The sequence below is a fragment of the Nonomuraea sp. NPDC050478 genome, from assembly GCF_044458265.1.
GTDB classification, from domain to species: domain Bacteria; phylum Actinomycetota; class Actinomycetes; order Streptosporangiales; family Streptosporangiaceae; genus Nonomuraea; species Nonomuraea ferruginea.
Genome location: NZ_JBITHT010000002.1, coordinates 1 through 18,811 on the forward strand (window position 1 = coordinate 1; position 18,811 = coordinate 18,811).

General features: G+C 73.0%; 16 protein-coding genes. 4 read left to right on the forward strand and 12 right to left on the reverse strand.

Translation table 11 applies throughout. The annotated features are described in order from the left end of the window. Window positions 1-318: 318 nt before the first annotated feature. Window positions 319-1,311, reverse strand: coding sequence for an Acg family FMN-binding oxidoreductase (locus ACIBF7_RS08030; RefSeq protein ID WP_397196714.1), 993 nt, complete (start codon window positions 1,309-1,311; stop codon window positions 319-321). A gap of 162 nt (window positions 1,312-1,473) precedes the next feature. Between ACIBF7_RS08030 and ACIBF7_RS08035 the strand changes: the two genes are divergently transcribed. Together ACIBF7_RS08035 and ACIBF7_RS08040 are read left to right on the forward strand one after the other, a co-directional pair. Next, window positions 1,474-1,914, forward strand: a complete 441-nt coding sequence (locus tag ACIBF7_RS08035) for a helix-turn-helix transcriptional regulator (protein ID WP_148031781.1) — start codon at window positions 1,474-1,476, stop codon at window positions 1,912-1,914. Window positions 1,915-1,924: 10 nt separating this feature from the next. Further along, complete coding sequence (locus ACIBF7_RS08040; RefSeq protein ID WP_148031782.1) at window positions 1,925-2,335, forward strand: VOC family protein; 411 nt, start codon at window positions 1,925-1,927, stop codon at window positions 2,333-2,335. Between the two features lie 34 nt (window positions 2,336-2,369). Here the strand turns inward: ACIBF7_RS08040 and ACIBF7_RS08045 are convergent, their stop codons facing one another. Next, window positions 2,370-3,470, reverse strand: coding sequence for a WXG100 family type VII secretion target (locus ACIBF7_RS08045; protein ID WP_219545900.1), 1,101 nt, complete (start codon window positions 3,468-3,470; stop codon window positions 2,370-2,372). After that, window positions 3,470-3,766 (reverse strand): hypothetical protein, encoded by a 297-nt coding sequence (locus ACIBF7_RS08050; protein ID WP_148031783.1) that lies wholly within the window; start codon window positions 3,764-3,766, stop codon window positions 3,470-3,472. Before ACIBF7_RS08050 ends, ACIBF7_RS08045 begins: the two co-directional genes overlap by 1 nt. A 242-nt stretch (window positions 3,767-4,008) precedes the next feature. Here ACIBF7_RS08050 and ACIBF7_RS08055 point away from each other — a divergent pair, with 242 nt between their 5' ends. Then, the gene (locus ACIBF7_RS08055) at window positions 4,009-4,572 is read left to right on the forward strand and encodes a helix-turn-helix domain-containing protein (RefSeq protein WP_364236354.1); all 564 of its coding nucleotides are present in this window, start codon (window positions 4,009-4,011) and stop codon (window positions 4,570-4,572) included. Window positions 4,573-4,581: 9 nt separating this feature from the next. Further along, the gene (locus ACIBF7_RS08060) at window positions 4,582-5,550 is read left to right on the forward strand and encodes a phosphotransferase family protein (RefSeq protein WP_397196715.1); all 969 of its coding nucleotides are present in this window, start codon (window positions 4,582-4,584) and stop codon (window positions 5,548-5,550) included. Window positions 5,551-5,927: 377 nt separating this feature from the next. Here the strand turns inward: ACIBF7_RS08060 and ACIBF7_RS08065 are convergent, their stop codons facing one another. From ACIBF7_RS08065 to ACIBF7_RS08105, 9 genes are all read right to left on the reverse strand, one after another. Beyond that, entirely contained in the window at window positions 5,928-7,232 is a 1,305-nt protein-coding gene (locus ACIBF7_RS08065; protein ID WP_397196716.1) for a TIGR04053 family radical SAM/SPASM domain-containing protein, read from the reverse strand. Window positions 7,233-7,249: 17 nt separating this feature from the next. Further along, entirely contained in the window at window positions 7,250-7,723 is a 474-nt protein-coding gene (locus ACIBF7_RS08070) for a hypothetical protein (protein WP_397196717.1), read from the reverse strand. Between the two features lie 146 nt (window positions 7,724-7,869). Next, the gene (locus tag ACIBF7_RS08075) at window positions 7,870-9,327 is read right to left on the reverse strand and encodes a glycoside hydrolase family 43 protein (RefSeq protein ID WP_397196718.1); all 1,458 of its coding nucleotides are present in this window, start codon (window positions 9,325-9,327) and stop codon (window positions 7,870-7,872) included. A gap of 333 nt (window positions 9,328-9,660) precedes the next feature. Then, window positions 9,661-12,264, reverse strand: coding sequence for a CBM35 domain-containing protein (locus ACIBF7_RS08080; RefSeq protein WP_397196719.1), 2,604 nt, complete (start codon window positions 12,262-12,264; stop codon window positions 9,661-9,663). A gap of 31 nt (window positions 12,265-12,295) precedes the next feature. Further along, on the reverse strand, window positions 12,296-13,168 hold the full coding sequence (locus ACIBF7_RS08085; protein WP_219545895.1) for a carbohydrate ABC transporter permease: 873 nt from the start codon (window positions 13,166-13,168) through the stop codon (window positions 12,296-12,298). After that, window positions 13,165-14,112, reverse strand: a complete 948-nt coding sequence (locus tag ACIBF7_RS08090) for a carbohydrate ABC transporter permease (protein WP_219545894.1) — start codon at window positions 14,110-14,112, stop codon at window positions 13,165-13,167. Before ACIBF7_RS08090 ends, ACIBF7_RS08085 begins: the two co-directional genes overlap by 4 nt. A 63-nt stretch (window positions 14,113-14,175) precedes the next feature. Beyond that, window positions 14,176-15,495, reverse strand: a complete 1,320-nt coding sequence (locus ACIBF7_RS08095; RefSeq protein ID WP_397196720.1) for an ABC transporter substrate-binding protein — start codon at window positions 15,493-15,495, stop codon at window positions 14,176-14,178. A gap of 59 nt (window positions 15,496-15,554) precedes the next feature. After that, complete coding sequence (locus ACIBF7_RS08100; protein ID WP_397196721.1) at window positions 15,555-17,648, reverse strand: alpha-galactosidase; 2,094 nt, start codon at window positions 17,646-17,648, stop codon at window positions 15,555-15,557. 93 nt (window positions 17,649-17,741) lie between these two features. Beyond that, entirely contained in the window at window positions 17,742-18,797 is a 1,056-nt protein-coding gene (locus tag ACIBF7_RS08105) for a LacI family DNA-binding transcriptional regulator (protein WP_397196722.1), read from the reverse strand. Window positions 18,798-18,811: the final 14 nt, after the last annotated feature.

Below are 18,811 nucleotides of genomic sequence, written 5' to 3' on the forward strand. Positions count from 1 at the left end.
TTCGAGCGGCTCCTGGATACGCGAGAAAGAGACGCGACGGGGACCAGCGGGTACGGCGGAGGCGTTGCGCGAGGCTGCCAACAGATGTCCTTCCGGAGAACACGGATGGAGTCGAGCTGCGCGCACACCGAAAGCCCCGGCGGAAATCCGGGGCGGCGTGGCAGCGCGAGGGAGCATCATAACGCACTCGGGAAACGAATGTCCACGCGTACTAAAAGCGTCAACCTCGGTGCCGCCCTCAGAATGTCACAGCACGAGGCGGCTCGTCAACTCCGGCGATCGCGCTCCGTCCCACCGGCTCGCGGGCGGCCTCCTGGCTCACCTGCGCGCGGCCTCCACCGGGTCGAGCACCTCGAACGCCGGGCGGCGCGGCACTCTCGGGACCGGCGGCCCGTACCCGAGCCTGATCAGCATCTGCACGTGGCCCAGCGGCCCGGCGCGGTCGCCGGAGTGCTGGGCGGGCCGCAGGTCGAGCGGCTGGCTGAACAGCGACGCCGCCACGCCGCGCGCGGTCGCGGTGAGCAGCACCCGCTGGAGCGCCTGCCCGGCGCGCAGCCAGTCGAGCGGCCCGTCACCCCTGGTGAACAGCGCCGCGAGCTGCGGATCGGCCTCGAAGGCGGCGCTCGGCGCGCCCTCCGCGTGCCGCCCCTCCCCCAGGCGGAAGTCACGCATGGGCAGCGCGCCGTCGCGCGGGCGGGGGCCGACTGCGTGCCGGGGCACGCCGTCGCGGCGGCCGGGAGCCGTCCAGCGGGCGAGCTCGGCGCGGTAGGACTCCTCGGCGGCGAGCGTGGCCTCGGCCGCGCCGATCATGCCGAGCACGCGCCGGGCCGTCCGGCCCTTCAGCAGGACCAGCGTGGCGCCCTCCGCGTGCGCGGCGTGGACCAGCTCCACGAGGACCGCGGTGGGCAGCCGGCGGCCGTCGAAGGGGAAGCGGTTGGTGCGCCGGTGCGGAATCATCTCGTACAGCAGGCGCTCGTCCTGGCCGGGCGGCCCCGCGGGGACTGCGCGCACGCGGGCCAGCAGGTCGGGGCGGTGGGCGGGGTCGGGCAGCGTCACGACCTGGGCGTCGTGCCCGGTCATCCGGACCGCCAGCCGGAGGTTGCACAGCGCGGCCCCGCAGCTGACGCCGAGCCCGCGGCCCAGCGGGTCGGTGACCCGGAGCAGCCTGCCGAGGTCGGCCCACAGCTCCATGGTCGCCTCGTCGGCGCAGCGGAAGCGCCATGGCTGGGTGTTGTGCACCGACGGCGCCGCGGCGGCGGCGTTCACCATCCGGCTCACTCCGCCGGGTGTCGCGAACGGGGGCGCGGTCATCGGGACGTCTCCGGTGCGGGGATGACAGGTGACATGGGCCTACGATCCCGCGCCCGGCCGTAGTCTCGTCAGGGACCAAAGGCCCGGGGATCGCCGCCGATGGCCCGTTCGCGGCCTGGCCCCACGGGCTCGCGGGCTACGGGGTCGTTATACGCTGGCGTCATGACCCCGCAGGATCTCGACAACCTCACCCACCTGCGGCGGGCGCGGGATCTGATCGACCGGGAGTACGCGCGTCCGCTCGACGTGCCGACGATGGCCCGTCACGCGCTCATGTCTCCGGCCCACTTCTCCCGGCAGTTCCGGGCCGCCTACGGCGAGACGCCTTACAGCTACCTCATGACCCGCCGCATCGAGCGGGCGATGGCGCTGCTGCGCGCGGGCGCCAGCGTGACCGACGCGTGCATGGCGGTCGGCTGTACCTCGCTCGGCTCGTTCAGCTCGCGGTTCACCGAGCTGCTGGGTGAGACGCCGAGCGCCTACCGCGCCAGGGAGCACCACGCCGTGTCGGCGATGCCGCCGTGCGTGGCGAAGATCCGCACCCGCCCGGCCAGAAACGCTTCGAGCACGATCCGAGAAGCGCGCCGCGAATCCGCCGCCTAGCGTTGCCGGCATGACCATCGCCTTGCAGTACTGCCACATCAGTGTCAACGACGTCGACGAGTCGCTCGCCTTCTACCGCGACGGGCTCGGCCTCGAGGTGCGCAACGACGTCCCGTCCGGCGAGTTCCGCTGGGTCACCCTCGGCAGCCCTGACCAGCCGGGCGTGGAGATCGTGATCTCCACGCCGCACGCCGGCCGGTCCCAGGAGGACGGCGACGCCCTCCAGGAGCTGCTCGTCAAGGGCGCCCTGCCAATGATCATCTTCCGCACCGACGATCTCGACGCGACCTTCGAAAGGGTCCGGGCGACCGGCGCGGAGGTGCTCCAGGAGCCCATCGACCAGCCCTGGGGCCCGCGCGACTGCGCGTTCCGCGACCCCTCGGGCAACATGCTGCGGATCTCGCAGGAGCCGAAGGCCTGACCGCGCCCGGAGCGGTGGCCGGCCCGAGAGAGGGTCAGGTGAAGCGGCGGTAGCTGACGGGCCGCCCGTCGGCGGCGACGCTCGCCACCATGACCTCGGACCCCGGCCGGGGCGCGTGGATCATCTGGCCGTTGCCGATGTAGACGCCCACGTGGCCGGCCGGGTGGCCGAAGAAGACCATGTCGCCGGGTTGCGGGGTGCTGACCGGCTTGCCGCTCGCCTGGTATCCGGCGGCGGTCGTGTCGCCGATTTTCACGCCCGCCTGGTTGAGTGTGTAGTAGACGAGCCCGCTGCAGTCGAAGGCGCTCGGCCCGTTGGCCCCCCACACGTACGGCTTGCCGAGGTGCATGCGGGCGGCCTCGACGATGCGGTCGCCGGTGGCGGTGCCCGGCGCGAACGACAGCGGTTGCGGCGGCGCGCCGGAGCCGCCCGCGTACGAGGTGGTCCCGGTGCCCGGACCGGTCGCGGAGTACGGAGTGGTCCCGCCGGGCGGTGTGCCGTCGCCCCCGCTCTGGTACGTCGTCCTCATGAAGTCGTCCGGCAGCGTCGACGGCTCCCACACGACGGTGTGGCCCGGCGCCGGCACGAACGTCTGGTCGCCGGGCGCCTTGATGGCGGCGAAGGTCGACTCGTGGTCGTCCAGGTAGCCCTGGATCTTGGTCATGGCGGTGGTGACGGCGGTGTTGGCCTCCGTCTTGTGCGGCGTGGCGGCGTCGATCGCGTTGCCGACCTCGGTGGCGACGGCGTCGCGGTCGTCGCTGTGGCTGTCGGCGTACTCGACCAGGCGGTTGCAGATCGAGGTGATCTCCGACTCGGCCGTCTCCAGCGCCCCGGCCGCCGTGTCGAGGGAGGCGGCGCTGTCCTCCAGCACGTCGTGGAGCGCGGTCCCCGCCTTGTCGTACTTGCCCATGTACCCGTCGAAGGCGTCGGCCGACGCGCCCTCCCAGGCGGTGTCGACGTCGTTGACCGCGGTGGTGACGCGCCCGGTCTGCTCGCTCACCGTGCCCGCGGCGGACCGCCACCTGGTGGCGATGGCGCGGATGTCCTCGGGGTTGCCGCTGACGCTGCGCAGGATCTCGGCGAGCTCCCCGCTGCGCGAGCCGGGCAGTTGCGAGATCTGGGTGGCCAGGTCCATCAGGCCGCCGCGCCGCTGGCGTTGTTGGCGGTGCGGACGTTCTGCTCCACCTTGTCCAGGGCGCGCTCCACGCCTCTGAGCTTCCTGCCGGCGTGGCCGAGCTCGGTGTCGACCGTGTTCTCGACGTCGTCGACGAGGGTCGCCAGGCCGGAGGAGTCGGTCAGCTTGCCGAAGATCGACGAACTCGTGCCCGTGACCGGATAGTCGTCGCCCAGTTCGGAGAGCCGGCTGGCCGCCTTACGCGCGGCCGACGCGCACTCTTCAAGCGCCTGGAAGTGGAGGCCGAGGTCCGCCACCGACTGCTCCCCCCGCACTTTTCGCCATGATGTCCTTGCCGCAGACCATATTGCCTCAACATCAACAACAAGCGCATCTGTCCTGGAAGATCCGCACGGCCGGAACCGCTCAGTCGCGGAACCCGCCTCCGCCGTTGACACTCCAGACCTTCGGCGGCGATGTCGGCGACGCCGCAACGTATCCGTACATCACTGTACGTTTCTGCTTATCGTAGGGTTCCGGGCTCAGGCGGCGCGACGCCGTGCGGAACCGCGGGCGGCTGCTCGCGGCCGCCCGGCGGGTCTTCGCGGAGCACGGGCACGAGGTGGCGCTGGCGGAGATCGCGCGGGCGGCCGACGTCAGCCGCACGACCCTCTACCGCACCTTCGGCTCCAGGGAGGAGCTCGCGGCGACGGTCTACGAGGACAACATCGTCCGGATCGAGGAACGCGCCGCGGAGCTGCGGGGCAGCGACACCGGGGCCTTGGAGGTGTTCGAGTTCGTGCTCGACATGCAGCTCGCCAGCCGCTCGATCGCGCCGATCCTGCCGCGCTCGGCCGGCCGGTTCGACGATCTCGCCGCCCGTACGGCGGACGCCTTCCGGCCGCTCGTCGAGGACGCCGCCCGTGCGGGCACGGTCCGCGAGGGCGTCGGCCTCACCGAGGTGCTGCTCGCGATCCGGATGGCCGAGGTCTTCGCCGCCGAGGAGGACGCCGGCGTCCGCGCCCGCCACCACGCCCGCGGCCGGGTGGTGCTGCGCCACGGCCTGTTCCCCGACGAGGTCGTCGCCCGGGTGCCCGAGCAGCCGGTCGCCCGCCGAGGTTAACCTGGGCCGATGGAAGATCTTCCGGACGGGTTCGGCGAGGCCGACCTGGTGGCGGCGCTGCGGGCGTTCGGCGTGGCGGCCGAACAGGTCGCGTACGCGCCGGTGGGGTTCGGCGACTACCACTGGACGGTGCTGGACACCGGCGGCCGGCGGTGGTTCGCCACGGTGTCGGACCCGGCGCGCAAGGAGCACGGGCTGCCGGGGCTGAGGCGGGCCATGGAGACCGCGGCGGTGCTGCGCGAGCGTGACGGGCTGGAGTTCGTGGTGGCTCCGGTACGGTCCCGCGGCGGCGATCCGGTGATGGCGGCGGGGTCGCGGTACGCGGTGACCGTCTTCCCTTGGGAAGCGGGCATGTCCGGTCATTTCGGGCAGGAGCAGACGCCCGAGGAGCGCGACCGGTTGCTGGCGCTGCTCGCTGACCTGCACGGCCGCGTCCCGCCGGAGACGACGCCCGTCGCCGTCCTGGACGTGCCGGGGCGCGACCGGCTGGTGGAGTCGCTGGCGGACCCGGGCGGTGACGGGCCGTTCTCGGCGGAGGCGGGCGTGCTGCTCAGGAAGCACGCCGGTGCCGTGCTGGAGCGGCTGGCCGAGTTCGACGAGCTGGCCGGACGGGTGCGCGGGCGGGGGGACGGGCTCGTGGTCACGCACGGTGAGCCGCATCCCGGCAACCTGATCAAGCGCGACGACGGCCGGCTGCTGCTGGTGGACTGGGACACCGTGGGGCTGGCGGTGCCCGAGCGCGACCTGGCCGTGGTCTCTCCCGACCCGGCCGCGCTGGACGCCTACGTGCGGGCCACCGGCAGGCAGGTGGACGTGGCGGCGATCGCGCTCTACCGGCTGCGGTGGGCGCTGGCCGACGTGGCGGACTTCGCCGTACTGCTGTGCGGGCCGCACACGCGCACGCCGGACACCGAGACCGCCAGACACGGGCTCGCCTGGACGGTCGAACGCCTCGCCGAGGGACCATGGTCGCCTTGAGCGGCCACGGCCGTCTCGGACCGTGGTCGCCCTGAGCGACCATGGCCGGGTCCGCGACGCGTGCCGCCCAGCTCGGACCGTGCTCGCCCTGAGCCACCACGGCCGGTCCACAACACGTGCCGCTCAGCTCGGACCCTGATCGCCTTAAGCCACCATGGCCGGTCCACGACGCGTACCGCTCGGCCCGGACCGTGGTCGCCCTGAGGCACCATGGCCGGTCCACAACACGTGCCGCCCGGCCCGGACCGTGATCGCCCTGAGCGGCCACGGCCGGTCCCCAGCGCGTGTCGCCCGGCTGCGGAGCGCCGGGGACGGGTGGGCGCTCGGCTCTGCCGAGGCCGCCTTCCGTGAGGGCCCTACCTCTCTCGGGCCTCTTCCTACGGGAGGTAGGGCGTGAGCTCCCGCTGGTAGGGGAAGCTGCCCGGCTGGTAGCCGCACCAGGGCTCCTCGGCGAACACGTCGCCCGTGCAGGCGTACGCGCGAGAGCGTGAACCGCCGCAGACGGCCCGGAACTCGCAGGCGCCGCAGCGTCCGGAGAGCCGCCCGGGATCGCGCAGCGCGCGGAACAGCGGAGCGTTCCGGTAGATCTCGGTCAGCGGCCGCTCGCGCACGTCGCCGCAGGCCACGGGGAGGAAACCGGACGGGTGCACGCTCCCGGTGTGGGAGACGAACACCAGGCCGCGACCGGCGTTGACGTCGATCGGCGGGCGGCGGGTCCGGCGCTCCCTGATCAGCCCGGCGCGCCGGGCGCGCCGCCGCAGATCCCGGTAGAGCGGGCCGAGCCCGAGCTCGGCGGCATGGTCGGCGCCGTGTTCCGCCAGGATGAGCCGCTGTACGGCGACGCGCCGGAAGTGGTGTGCCTCGGTGGTCTTGACCGGGACGACGGTGCCGAGGTCGTGGACGAAGTGCAGCACGTCCTCGGCCTCCTGCGGGCTCAGCGCCGCGAGAGCCCTGCCCCGGCCGGTGGGCACGAGGAAGAAGACGCTCCACAGCATGGCGCCGTGGTCGCGTACCAGCCGGGCGATGTCCGGCAGCTGGGACAGGTTGCGGCGGGTCACCGTGGTGTTGATCTGCACCTTGAGCCCAGCTTGGCGCGCCGCCCGCCAGGCGGCCAGGGTGCGGGAGAACACGCCGTCGTAGCCGCGGAACTCGTCGTGGCGGGCGGCCGTGGCCGCGTCCACGCTGAGCGAGATCGCGGCCGCGCCGGCTTCGTGCAGCCTGCTGAGGTTGGCGGGGGTGAGCGCGGGCGTGGCCGAGGGCGAGACGGAGGGGGCCAGGCCGAGCTCGCGGCCGTACCGTACGAGGTCGAACAGGTCGGGACGTTCGAAGGGGTCGCCTCCGGTGATCACGAACAGCGGTGCGGGACGGCCGAAGGCCGCGACCTGGCGCATCAGCTCCCGCGCCTCGTGCGTGCTCAGCTCGCCAGGATGGCGGTCGGGCCGGGCTTCGGCGCGGCAGTGCAGGCAGGCCAGCGGGCAGGCGCGGGTGGCCTCCCAGATGACGATGAACGGCGCGGCGCCGACATCACGACGCGCACGGCGCAACGGCCGCGCCATCAGGGCGGGGCCTCTGGCCGCGGCCGGGTCCGTGGTCACGGCGGGGTCCGCAGACACGGCGGGCTCTGTGGTCACGGCGGGCTCTGTGGCCGCGGTGAGGTCGGTGGAGGTGGGGTCGGTGGTCAAGGAGGTTGCTCCAGGGTTCAGGGGGCGAGGGCGATGCTCGCGGTGAGCAGGGCGGCGCCGGTGGCGGTCAGCAGCGCGCCCAGGCCGATGACCAGGGTGGTGACCTGCCATGCCTGGTAGGCGTTGAGCAGCGAGGCGCGCAGCATCTGCCCGGTGAAGGCCGTCTGGCGCAGCGCCGCGAGCTCGTCGTCACCACCGGGCGCGGCCATCAGCTCGGCGCTCACCTGTGCGTAGGTCCGGCCGCCGGTGGCCGCCAGCACGTTGTCGCCGATCACGTCGGCGAACGCGCGGGCCTGGGGGCCGGTGACGACCGCCCGGCCGGCGAGCACGGCGGGCGGTCCCGTGCGGGGGAAGCTGATGCCCTGGCCGCGCAGTTCCCGGCGGATCTCCGCGCGCCCCCTGACCCCCTGGACGGCCATGACGGGTCCCGACAGCACCATCGCCGCGCCCACCGCGCCCAGCAGGGTCACCGCTGCCTGCAGCATGCTCACGTATCGCTCCTGACGTCGTCACGCTGGTGGGTCCGGCGTCGGCCGGACACCGCCCAGGTTTCCGGCGCGGGCCCGTGCACGGCAGGGACGAAAGTCCCGCGGCGGCGTCCGATGGACCATCTTTCCGAACGCCTGCCCGATGGCCGTCAGCCGCCCACGACGCGGAAGGTGGCGTCGCCGCGACCCTGCGCGTCGGTGATCGGGTCGATCCTGAGCAGGTAGTTCGAATGCCGGAGGTACCGGTCGGGATAGTTGTACGACTGGAACGACGTCCACGACGAGGCGGCGAGCCCAGGGACCTGGCGGAAGGTGGCGTCCGCGGCGAAGACGGCGGTGCCGTCGTCGGGCGCCAGCACCAGGTCGTACCCGTAGTGCCGCAGGTAGTAGCCGGGGAAGTTCACCGACGCGAAGGACACGTACCCGGAGCCGTTCGCCAGGCCCGGCACCAGCCGGAACTGCGCGTCCTGGGCCGGGCTGACGTTAGCGTCGAGGCGCACGTCGAAGTCCGCGTGCCGGACGTACCGGTCCTGGAAGTTGTACGACTGGATGCGGTTGACCGGCAGGGTCGCGCCCCAGCGGCCGAGCACCCGGCTCTCCTCGGCGGCGGTCAGGCTGAGCACGGAGCCGTGCCGCTTGCGGCCGGCGCCCATGGCGTAGTCGGAGCGCGTGCGGAAGTTCCGCGTGCTGGCCAGGTTGGTCGAGGTGATGGGCATGTAGCCGCGGCCGGTGGCGAACTGGTCCAGCCAGAGCGCCCATTCGTCGCGGTCGTTGAACTTCATCCACATCGGGCCTTCCACGACATTGCCGCCGCCGGTGCCGTTGGAGATGCCGAGGTGTGACAAGTTCCCGAGGCTGGTCCAGGAGCCGAGGATCGAGTTGGCGGCCTCGATCGAGATGTGCCCGTCGGCCGACGCCCGGTAGTAGAGGTACCCGCCGACGGCGCCGGGCACCTCGACGATCTGCGTGTCGATGATCCCCTGGGCGCCGCCGCGCTCGATGAACGGCTGCGGCGCGGTGAAGCTGAGGAAGTCGCTCGTGCGTACGTACCAGATGCGGTGCTTGGTCACGCCGTCGCGCGGCGAGTTGGTCGCCCAGTAGATGACGTAGTCGCCGGTGGCCGGGTTGTAGATGGCCTCGGGCGCCCAGGCGTTGCCCGCGCCGGGGATGGCGCCGGCGACGTTGATCAGCCGTGGGGCCGACCAGTTCACCAGGTCGGCCGACTCCCACACGACGAGCGAGGTGCTCCCCCGGTTCGCGGCGTCGCTCCAGGACGTGCCGGCGGCGATGCGCAGGTCGGTGGCGACGATCCAGTAGCGGTCACCGGCGGGCGACCTGACCAGGGCGGGGTCGCGGACCCCGCGCGTGCCGACCGTGGAGCGCAGGACGAGCGCGCCGTTGTTCAGGTCGGTCCAGTGCAGCCCGTCGTCGCTGTGGGCGAGGTAGATCTGCTCCCCGTTGGCCGACTCCCCGGTGAAGTGCGCCATCAGATATCCGGTGAAAGGTTCCAGCGCGGCGGCCTCCTTCTGGTCGGCCACGGACAACGACGCGAACAGCAGGCAGGCGGCGGCGAGCACCGCGCCCAACCGGGAAAGGGCTCTCGACATGCGCGTCTCCTTCACCAGACGGGATGTTATCGCTAACATTTCGGAACGGAGCACTCCCCCGGCATTCCGCCAGTGTGATCGTCCGTACCGGGGCGGTCAATACCCGAGACGGGCCCCCCCCCCCGGGGGGGGGGGGGGCGGGGGCGGGGGGGGGGGGCGGGGGGGGGGGGGCCGGGCGCGGCCCCCCCCCCCCCCCCCCAACAACGAGGGGGGCGACACGGCACTTTGGGCCCGCCCCCCCCCCCCGGCTGCCCGCCTGGGTGTGCGCCCGCCCGGGGGGGGCCAACCCCCGCGCGGGCCCGCCGCCCGGGGGGGGGGGGGGGCCGGCGGCGGTCAGCGTGCCTGGTTGTCGACGTCGAGGACGAGGCGCGCGAGCTCCACCCGATCGACGTTGGGGCCGTACGCGTCCGCGTTGCCCAGGACGATCGCGCCCCGCTCGGTGGTGAGGGTGAGGGGCGTCGCCTGCGGCCAGAAGTTGTCCCAGGCGTAGTTGTGCCGGAACACGCCCCGGGTCGTCGTGCCGCCGGTCTCGGTGATGTCGAGGAACCGGTTGATGACGTCGGTGTTGTAGGGGTGGCCGGTGTTGGTGTCGGCGTTGGCGTAGTGGACCAGCAGAACGTACGCGCCGGGGCCGAAGCCGGCCGGGCGCTCCAGCGTGAGCGTGTTGCCCGCGCCGTTGCCGAGGTAGCCGACGTACGCGCCCTCGGAGGCGTTCGAGCCGCTCGACGCGGGGACGGTGGTCACGTTCGCCGTGCCCGCGAGCGCGGCCCGCTCGGCCTCGACGCGGTGGACGGCGGTGTCGGCCCCCGCGGCCCGGACGGTCGCGACCCCGCGCAGCTCCAGACCCGCCGGGCCGCCCACGTCGACCGTGGAGACGCCGGCCGGCAGGTACACCCGCGCCCGGGAGGCGGCCTCACCGGGGCGCGTCGCCCGCAGGCCGGAGATCTCGCGCCCGTCGAGCCTGACCCGGAGGTCGCCGGCGCCGCGCGCCCGGTAGGAGAGCGTCAGGTCGTAGTAGCCGTCGTGGCCGGCGGCGACGAAGAACCTGGCGCGCGCGTCGCCGCCGAGGGCGACGGCGGGACCCTGGCCCTCGCGGGTGATCCGGGCGCCGCCGGACAGCCGCGCCTCGTCGGCGGGGTACGCCGCCCGCTCTTCCCCGGTGATCTCGGTGAGGTCGAACCTGTCGAGAGTGATGTCGCTGCCGGGCAGTCTGGTCGTGCCGTCGGCGCTGGTGCGCAGGGACAGTTGGTGGGTGCCGGCGGTCAGCTGGATCTCCACGTCGGTGCGGCCCCGGTAGGTCCAGCCGAGGTTCGCGGAGTACTGCACGAGCTGGCGGAAGGCGCCGTCCACGAACAGGGCGTGCCTGCCCGGGGCCTTGTTCGCGCCCTGGTAGACACCGAGCCGGTAGCGGCCGTCGCGGGGGACGGTGACGGGGAACGTCACGGCGGAGCCGGTCTGGTTCATGGCGCCGACGTCCCGCTTGCCGGAGGTCGCGTACTTCTGCGGGTCCGCCGTGGTGTCCTGGTCGAAGGCCCGGGCCGCGGTGAGGGTGGCCGACTCCGCCTCGGCCGACGCCGTCCACGGCGCGTCCGGACTCGGGGCGGCGCCGCTGGAGGGGACGATCGTGACCCGGTAGGCGGCCATGACGTCGCCGCCGGGCAGGTCCACCTGGAGGCTGCCCGACGGCACGGCCGCGCGCCTGGCCGCGATCACGGGCGGCTTGAGAGCGTCGCCCTCGTACCCGGTCCAGGTCGTCCTGGACACGACGACGTCGACCTGGGTGCCGAAGACGTCCCGGCCGAGCCCGGAGACGTCGAGCCGGACCGGCTCGGAGCCGCCGCCGACGAGGATGGTGCCGCGCCGCGCCGAGGCGTCGACGGCGGCCACGGCCTGGACCGTGTCGGCCGCGTTCAGCCGCGGCGGGGTCGCCCTCACCGTCTCCCCGGTCAGGTCCGCGTACCACTTGAGCAGCCACCAGCCGCCGTTGGCCTGCCTGGTGCGGACGGCGTGGTCGTCGAGGTTGCCGGCGTAGGTCCAGTAGGCCATGTCGGCGTCGACCTTGGTGTCCTCGAACAGGGAGATCCACTGGATCATCTGGCCGGGGACGGACATGTCACGCCGGTTGCCGTACTCGTCGATGTTGACGGGCAGCGGGCCGAAGCCGAGCTCGCGTTCCAGCTGCCGGTAGTGCGCGTGGTGGGCGCGGTAGTCGGCGAGCCGGTCGCGCTGCAGTTCGTGCCAGGCCATGATGTCCGGCAGGCAGTTCCCCTCGGGGTCCCCCGCGCAGGTGGCGCCCTTGGCCCAGGTGAGGAAGTCGCGGAGGCGGCCGGGGTTGTAGCCCGCCTCGTTGGGGCCGACGATCCGGGCGGTGGGGTCGATCGACCGGATGCGCTCGAACACGGCCTTCCAGTCGCTGAAGAACTTCTGCTTCAGGGTGTTCCAGTTCTGGTACCAGATCAGGTCGGGCTCGTTGAACGGCACCCAGACGAACTTGTCCTTGTCGCGCGGCCGCTCCCGGACGACCTTGCGGACCATCGCGTCGACCTTGGCGAGGTAGTCGTCGATGCCGCGGTTCTCGTACGGCCACTGGCTGTAGACGTCCTGCATGTAGATGACGACCTCCTCACCGCCGGCGGCGAAGAAGGAGTCGGCCACGACGAGCGCGTCGCCGTTGGGGTGCTGGTCGCCGTCCGGCGCCTTCTGGGCGACGGTGCGCGGCCGGGCGCCCGCGAGCAGCGCATCCCCCGGCACGCCCGGGTCCGCCAGGCCGTAGAGCATGCCGGTCGCCCCGCCGTGGACAGGCCCGGTGCGCTGCGCGAAGTCCACCGTGACCACGTCGGGGGCGGCCGACGCGCCGGCCGGGGCGGCGGTCAGGGCGGCGAGCGTCACGATGGCCGCCGCCGTGCAGGCATGCCGGAGTAACGGATGGAGGTGCATGGCTGTCCTCTCCTGAAGGGGGGTGATGCGCTTACTTGACGGCTCCGCCGGTGATCCCGGAGATGATCCTGCGCTGCGCGACGGCGAAGACGGCCAGCAGCGGGAGGCTCATCAGGATGATGTAGGCGAAGATCAGGTGCCAGTTGTTGAGATACAGGCCGGCGTTGGCGACCTGGAACAGGTTGAGCGGCAGCGTGTCGAGGCGGCCGCCGACGACGAAGAAGGCGTAGAAGACGTCGTTCCACACGTACAGGCAGATGAGGATGGTCGCCGTGGCCAGGACCGGGCGCAGCAGGGGCAGGATGACCGAGACGAACACGCGTACGGGTCCCGCGCCGTCCATCCGGGCCGCCTCCTCCAGCGACAGCGGCACGGTCCTGATGAAGCCGGTCACGAAGAAGATGACGGTCGACAGGTAGATGCCGGCGTAGACGCCGATCATGCCGGCGGCGCTGCCGGCCAGGCCGAGCTGGCGCAGCAGGAGCACGATGGTGACGACGGCGGGCGGCAGCACGATGCCGCTGATGGCGAGCGCGTACAGCACCGCGTTGAGCCGGCCGGTGCGGCGGGCCAGGATCCACGACGCCATCGAGCCGAGCGTGAGCACCAGCGCGACGGACGGGACGACGACGAGCAGGCTGCCGAGGAAGGCCGCCGGCACCTCGCCCTGCTGCCAGACCTGGGCGAGGTTCTCCCCCAGCCGCCAGCGCGCGGGCGGGGAGAGGTCCGGCGACAGGGCCTCGCCCTGGGACTTGCCGGCGGTCACGACGATCAGCCACAGCGGCACGCCCATGACGGGCACGACGAGCGCGACGACGGCGATGGGGCGCAGCCGCGCGGCGAGCCCCCGGGAACGGGACGGCGGGACGCGGCGGCGGACGGCCCCGAAGGCCGGAACTGTCACGTGATGTCCTCCCTCTTGCGCAGGACGCGGATGACCGGGAAGGCCAGCAGGGCCACCATCAGGAAGAGCACCAGGCTCATGGCGGTGGCCTGGGCGAACAGGCCCTGGCCGAAGGTGCGGTAGATGAAGATGTTGAGGATCTCGGTGCTGCGCGCGGGCCCGCCGCCGGTGAGCGCCTGGACGATGTCGAAGCCGTTCATGGAGCCGAGCAGCGCGGTGGCGACGTTGAAGGTGACGGCCGGCGCCAGCAGCGGGAAGCGGACCGACCAGAAGGCCTGCCAGGGCGAGGCGCCGTCGATGCGGGCGGCCTCGGTGACGTCCTCCGGGATGGTCTTGAGCCCGGCCAGGTAGATGAGCATCGACAGGCCCATCCACTTCCAGGCGTGGATGGCGGCGGCCAGGACGAGCGTCCAGGTGGTGCTGCCCAGCCAGGCGACGGTCACGGGCTGCCCGGTCACGGCCGAGAGCAGGTCGTTGAGGCTGCCGTCCGGCTTGAGCAGGGCCTGGAAGACGTACCCGACGGCCAGCGCGGACATCAGCACGGGGATGAGGAAGATCAGCCGGGCGGTCCGGTTGAGCCAGGTGTCCTTCTCCAGCAGGACGGCCAGGCCGAAGCCGAACAGGTTCTGGAACAGCGCCACCAGCGCGGCGTAGACCACCGTGACGCGCAGCGAGGCGACCAGGGTGCCGTCCGACAGCAGGAAGCCGAAGTTGTCGAAGCCGGCGGGACGGATGTCGCTCTTGAAGCTGGACCAGTCGGTGAAGGCGTAGACGAAGTTGAACAGCGTGGGCAGGAAGAAGAACACGAACAGCAGGGCGAACGCCGGCGCGAGGAACCACATCGGGTGCGTGCGGCCGCGCCCGGCCCCGGCGGGCCCCTGCCGTCTGCCGGGCGCGCCGCGTGCTGCGGGCGGGCGGGTGAGCGTCTCCTGACCGGTCGGCACGAGCGGCTCCTTGATGAGGTGGAGCGGCGGGAGCCCGAGGCCTCCCGCCGGGACGGGCGTGGGTCAGAAGCCGGTGGCCCCGGCCGCCTTGGCGAGCTGGGCGAACTGCTTCTGGGTGGCGGCGGCCACCTCCTCGGGGGTCAGGCTGCCGACGACCATGTCCGCCAGATTGAGGTACAGGTCGGGGTTGGCCACCGCGAGTGCCTGCATGGAGCCGGCCGACCCGCCCAGCGAGGCGTGCACGTCCAGCAGCGCCTGCGGCACGCCGTCCGGGCTGGGCAGGTCCGTACGCAGCGAGACGGTCTTGCGGTCGGCCGCGAACCCGGCGTAGCCGGGCCCCATCCAGTACGCGAGCAGCTGCCGGGCGGCGGCCTCGCGGGCGGCGTCACCGGTGCGGAAGGCGACCAGGGCGTTGGACTGGTCGGGGATGAAGGTGCCGACGTTGCCCGACGGCGAGATCGGGAAGAAGCCGATCTTCTCGTCCAGCTCCGCGGTGCCGGCCTTGGCCTGCAGCTGGCCGAAGAACGAGTTCACCTGCATCACCATCGCGGCCTCGCCGGACAGCAGCGCCTCGCCCTGGTCCTCGAACGTCGCCGTCTTGATGTCGGCGTTGAAGAGCCCTTCGTCGATCAGGGCCCGGTACTTCTTGATCGCGTCCAGGATGGTCTTGTCCTCGAAGGTCTCCTTGCCGGTGTTGACCCGGTCCCAGAGGCCGTCCTTGGCGGCGTCGGCGAGCTGGACCTGCACCCACCACTGGGTGGCCCACTTGTCGCCGGCCATCTCGAAGAACGGAGTGACGCCCTTGCCCTTGAGCGTGCGGGCCACCTCGACCATCTCGTCGAAGTTCTTCGGCGTCCCGGTGATGCCGTTGGCGGCGAAGACCTCCTTGTTGTAGTAGACGCCCTCGACGGCGGGGCTGGTGATGAGCGCGGCGTACCGGGTCTCGTCCAGCAGACCCGTGATGTCGCGCAGCTCGGGCGAGAGCGTGGAGAGCCAGGGGGCGCCGTCGAGCGGCTGGAGGTTGGCGCGGGCGTTGAGCGCGGTGAGCATGGACGCGGTGGGCTGCCAGAAGGCCAGGTCCGGCTTGTCGCCGGTGGCCACCTTGGTCTGCACGCCCTGCTCGTAGGGGTCGGGGATGGTGACGACCTCGACCTTGGCGCCGGTGGCCTGGGTGAAGGCGTCGATGACGGCCTTGGGCGCGGTGTTGCTGTTCTGCGCGGCCCAGATGGTGAGCGTGGTCCCGTCCAGGCGTGCGGCGGGCGAGGGCCAGGCCGCCGGTGAAGCGCCTTCGGCGGGCGCGGCGGGGCCGGCGGCGGGATCGCTGCAGGCCGTGACGGCCAGGACGAGGGCCGCGGCGGTGGCGAGGCGCTGTACGAGCTTCACGGTTTGTCTTCCTTTATCCGCGTTCGGCAACGATAGTGCCGAACGTCCCGTTCGGGGGGTCAGCGGGGACGGAGGTGCAGGATGCGGGCGGAGGGAGCGGCGCCGGCGGTGACGGTCAGCTCGCCGGCGCGCGCGTTCCACGCGTGGGTCCAGCCGTCCGCCGCGGCGGGGTAGGCGATCTCCACGTGCAGAGCTCGCCCGGTCAGGTGAGGCAGCGGGAGCACCGTGGCGCCCGTGGCGCCGGGTCTGCGCCAGACGCCCAGGTGCGTGGCGTCGCCGGCGCGCAGGCCGAGGGCGAGCCAGGGGTCGTCCCAGCCCGGCAGGCCCAGCGGCCAGCACGGCATGGCGCGGGGCAGGTCGGCCCTGAGGCTCTGGTGGAGCCGGAGGCCCTCCCGGACGAGGGCGAGCTGGCCCGGGGTCATCCGGTGCAGGTTGCCCGACAGGTAGAGGCGGCCCAGGATGCCGGTGCACAGGGTGAAGACGATCTCCTCGTCCGCCATCCAGGGCTGGGGGTAGGCCCAGTTGGCGGCCTGCTCGGGCAGCACCGACAGCGGCGCGGCGACCGCGATCGGCGGGTAGCGCAGGAAGTCCCGCTGGTCACTGGTGGACTGCAGGTTGAGGCGGGCCAGCATCGCGTAGTCCATGCGCATCGCGCCCGAGCCGCAGTTCTCCAGCACGAGGCGCGGATGGCGGTCCAGCACGCTTTCCAGCCAGGCCAGGTGGGCCCGGTTGTGGGCGAGCAGCCCGGCGCCGGCGCTGGTGGCGCCGAGGTCGGTGCCCGCACCCGGGTTGATGTTGTAGTCCAGCTTGAAGTAGCCGACGCCCAGCTCCTCCACCAGCCGGTCCACCACCTGGTCCAGGTGCGCGACGGCGGCCGGGTGGCGCAGGTCCAGGTGGTAGCGGCCGTGCTCGGCGACGCGGGCGCCGCCGCGCTGCAGGAACGCCTCGGCGGGCAGCTTGCCGGCCATCGGGCTGCGCACGCCGATGACCTCCGGCTCCAGCCACAGCCCCGGGGTCATGCCGTGGCCGGTGATGCGGGCCAGCACCTCCTCCAGGCCCCGGGGGAACCGCGTCCGGGAGGGCTCCCACTCCCCCACGCTGTCCCACCAGTCGCCCCCGTCGTCGTACCAGCCGGCGTCCACGCAGAACACCTCGGCCCCGGCGGAGGCGGCGGCGTCGACGAGGGGCAGCAGCTTGTCCGTCGTCGGGTCGCCCATCACCGTGTTCATGTAGTCGTTGAACACCACGGGCAGCGCGATCCGGTCGGGATGGGGGCGCACCAGGGCGCGGCGGTGCGCGGTCATGGCCGCCACCGCGCCCTCCACGCCGCCGGCCGAGACGGCGACCGAGACCGGCACGGTGGTGAACGACTCGCCGGGCGCGAGCAGCTCGCTCCACTGGTGGTCGGCGTCGGCCGGCCCGGACAGCGCCACGTACGCGCCGTCCAGCCGGTCGCCGATCTCCCAGCGCCAGGGGCCGTTGTGCTCGATCTGCCACAGCCAGGTCTGTCCGCTCCCCCGGTCGGTCAGCCCGCCCATGGGCACGTGCCGGCCGCTGGACCAGGTGCCGGTGCTGGTCAGCGCGAACGCGCCCCGGCCGTGCTGGCCGTGCCCCGCCAGGCCGAGATCGGCGATGCGCGCGCCGAGCGGTTCCCTGGTCCACCGGCTCTCCCCCAGCCATTCGCTGCTCGCGTACAGCACGTCGAGGTCGGCCACCGGCCGGCCCAGGAAACCCGCGGCGAAGGACGTGACGGCCAGCAGCAGCACCGGCTCCCGGCCCAGGTTGGTCACCCGTACCGACGCCTGCACGGCCGGCACCCCCTCCCGGGAGCGGAGCGTCACCTCGGCGGCGAGCCCGGACGCCTCGTCGCGCATCCGCAGCCGCAGCTCGTGCCGGCCGCCCTCCGCCGACTGCGCCGCGCCCGCGTAGCGCAGCCGGCAGCCCACCGCCGTCTCCGACAGCCGCTGCGAGGCCCTGGCCCGGCCCTCGCCCGGGACCAGCACCTCGACCAGAGGTTGCGACACCCGCGCGGCCAGGGCGGGCGGCCCCGCCGACAGCTCACGCAGCACCACCGGGCGATCCGGATGGATCTCCACCACGGCGGCGAGGCCGGCATGGCCCCAGCGCAGGTGTTCGGCAACGTCGGCAGTCATCAGGACCTCGCTCTTCACTGGATGATGTGACCGGTCACATTGGCGAGTGTGATCGGTCACACGCCGCGAAGGGAAGACCTGTTTACGGGATCGTTACGTGGCGGTCCGGCGACTGGGCGGCGGCGCGGTGGACTCGCGCACCACCAGGCTCGGCGGCACGAGGGCCGGCCGGGGCTGCTCCTGACGGCCCAGCTCCGCGACGGCCGCGCGGAAGCAGGCCCGTCCCAGTCCTACGAAGTCCATGCGGACCGTGGTCAGCGCGGGGGTCGAGTAGGCGGAGCCGGGGATGTCGTCGAAGCCGACGATGCTCACGTCGCCGGGCACGTCCTTGCCCGCGTCGTACAGCGCCCGGCGCACGCCCTGGGCGATGTCGTCGTTGCCGCACAGGATGGCCGTCACGTCCGGGTCCGCCGCCAGCCGCCGCCCGGCGGCGTAGGCGGAGGCGATGTCCCATCCGCAGCCGAGCACCTCGGGGATGTCGGCCCCGGCCTGACCCAGCGCGTCGCGCCAGCCCGCCAGCCGGCCGCCCGAGCCGCCCTCCGACGGGATGGCGACGTGGTGGACGGTGCGGTGGCCCAGCGCCAGGAGGTGCCGGGTGGCATCGGCCGCGGCGCGGCGCTCGTCCAGCGCGATCGCGACCCGTCCCCGCTCGGGCGCGGCGGGCTCGGCGGCGGCGACGGCGGGGACGTGGTCCGGCAGCGCCTCCAGCACCGCGACGCCGATCGGGTCGAACGCGATCACCACCACGCCGCCCGCGCTGGGGTCGGCGACGTAGTCGGCCGCCTGCTTCACCTCGGCGGGCTCGGCCGACTCCACCACCCTGACGCCCACGGCCATGCCCTCCGCCCGGGCGGCCTCCTCGATGCCCTGCAGCGTGGCGGCGTAGCCGTACAGGACGGTGTTGGACGTCACCACGGTGATGCCGGGGGCGCGGCCCAGGCTGAGCGCGCGGGCGGCCCGGCTGGGCCGGAACCCGAGCTGCTCGATGGCCGTCAGCACGGCGGCGCGGGTCTCGGGCCGCACCCGCGGCGACTCGTTCAGCACCCGGGAGACGGTCTGGTAGGACACTCCGGCGGCGGCGGCGACGTCGCGGATGCTGGGCACGGCGACCTCTCGGGAGCGGGACGCGCGTCGGGGTGTCGGAGTCACGGTCACATCGTAAT

Excerpts from the sequence above, each read along its gene's own strand:
- ACIBF7_RS08075 (WP_397196718.1), bottom strand. The coding sequence starts at position 9,327 with ATGTCGAGAGCCCTTTCCCGGTTGGGCGCGGTGCTCGCCGCCGCCTGC.
- ACIBF7_RS08100 (WP_397196721.1), bottom strand. The coding sequence starts at position 17,648 with ATGACTGCCGACGTTGCCGAACACCTGCGCTGGGGCCATGCCGGCCTC.
- ACIBF7_RS08080 (WP_397196719.1), bottom strand. The coding sequence starts at position 12,264 with ATGCACCTCCATCCGTTACTCCGGCATGCCTGCACGGCGGCGGCCATC.
- ACIBF7_RS08040 (WP_148031782.1), top strand. The coding sequence starts at position 1,925 with ATGACCATCGCCTTGCAGTACTGCCACATCAGTGTCAACGACGTCGAC.
- ACIBF7_RS08045 (WP_219545900.1), bottom strand. The coding sequence starts at position 3,470 with ATGGACCTGGCCACCCAGATCTCGCAACTGCCCGGCTCGCGCAGCGGG.
- ACIBF7_RS08030 (WP_397196714.1), bottom strand. The coding sequence starts at position 1,311 with ATGACCGCGCCCCCGTTCGCGACACCCGGCGGAGTGAGCCGGATGGTG.
- ACIBF7_RS08035 (WP_148031781.1), top strand. The coding sequence starts at position 1,474 with ATGACCCCGCAGGATCTCGACAACCTCACCCACCTGCGGCGGGCGCGG.
- ACIBF7_RS08060 (WP_397196715.1), top strand. The coding sequence starts at position 4,582 with ATGGAAGATCTTCCGGACGGGTTCGGCGAGGCCGACCTGGTGGCGGCG.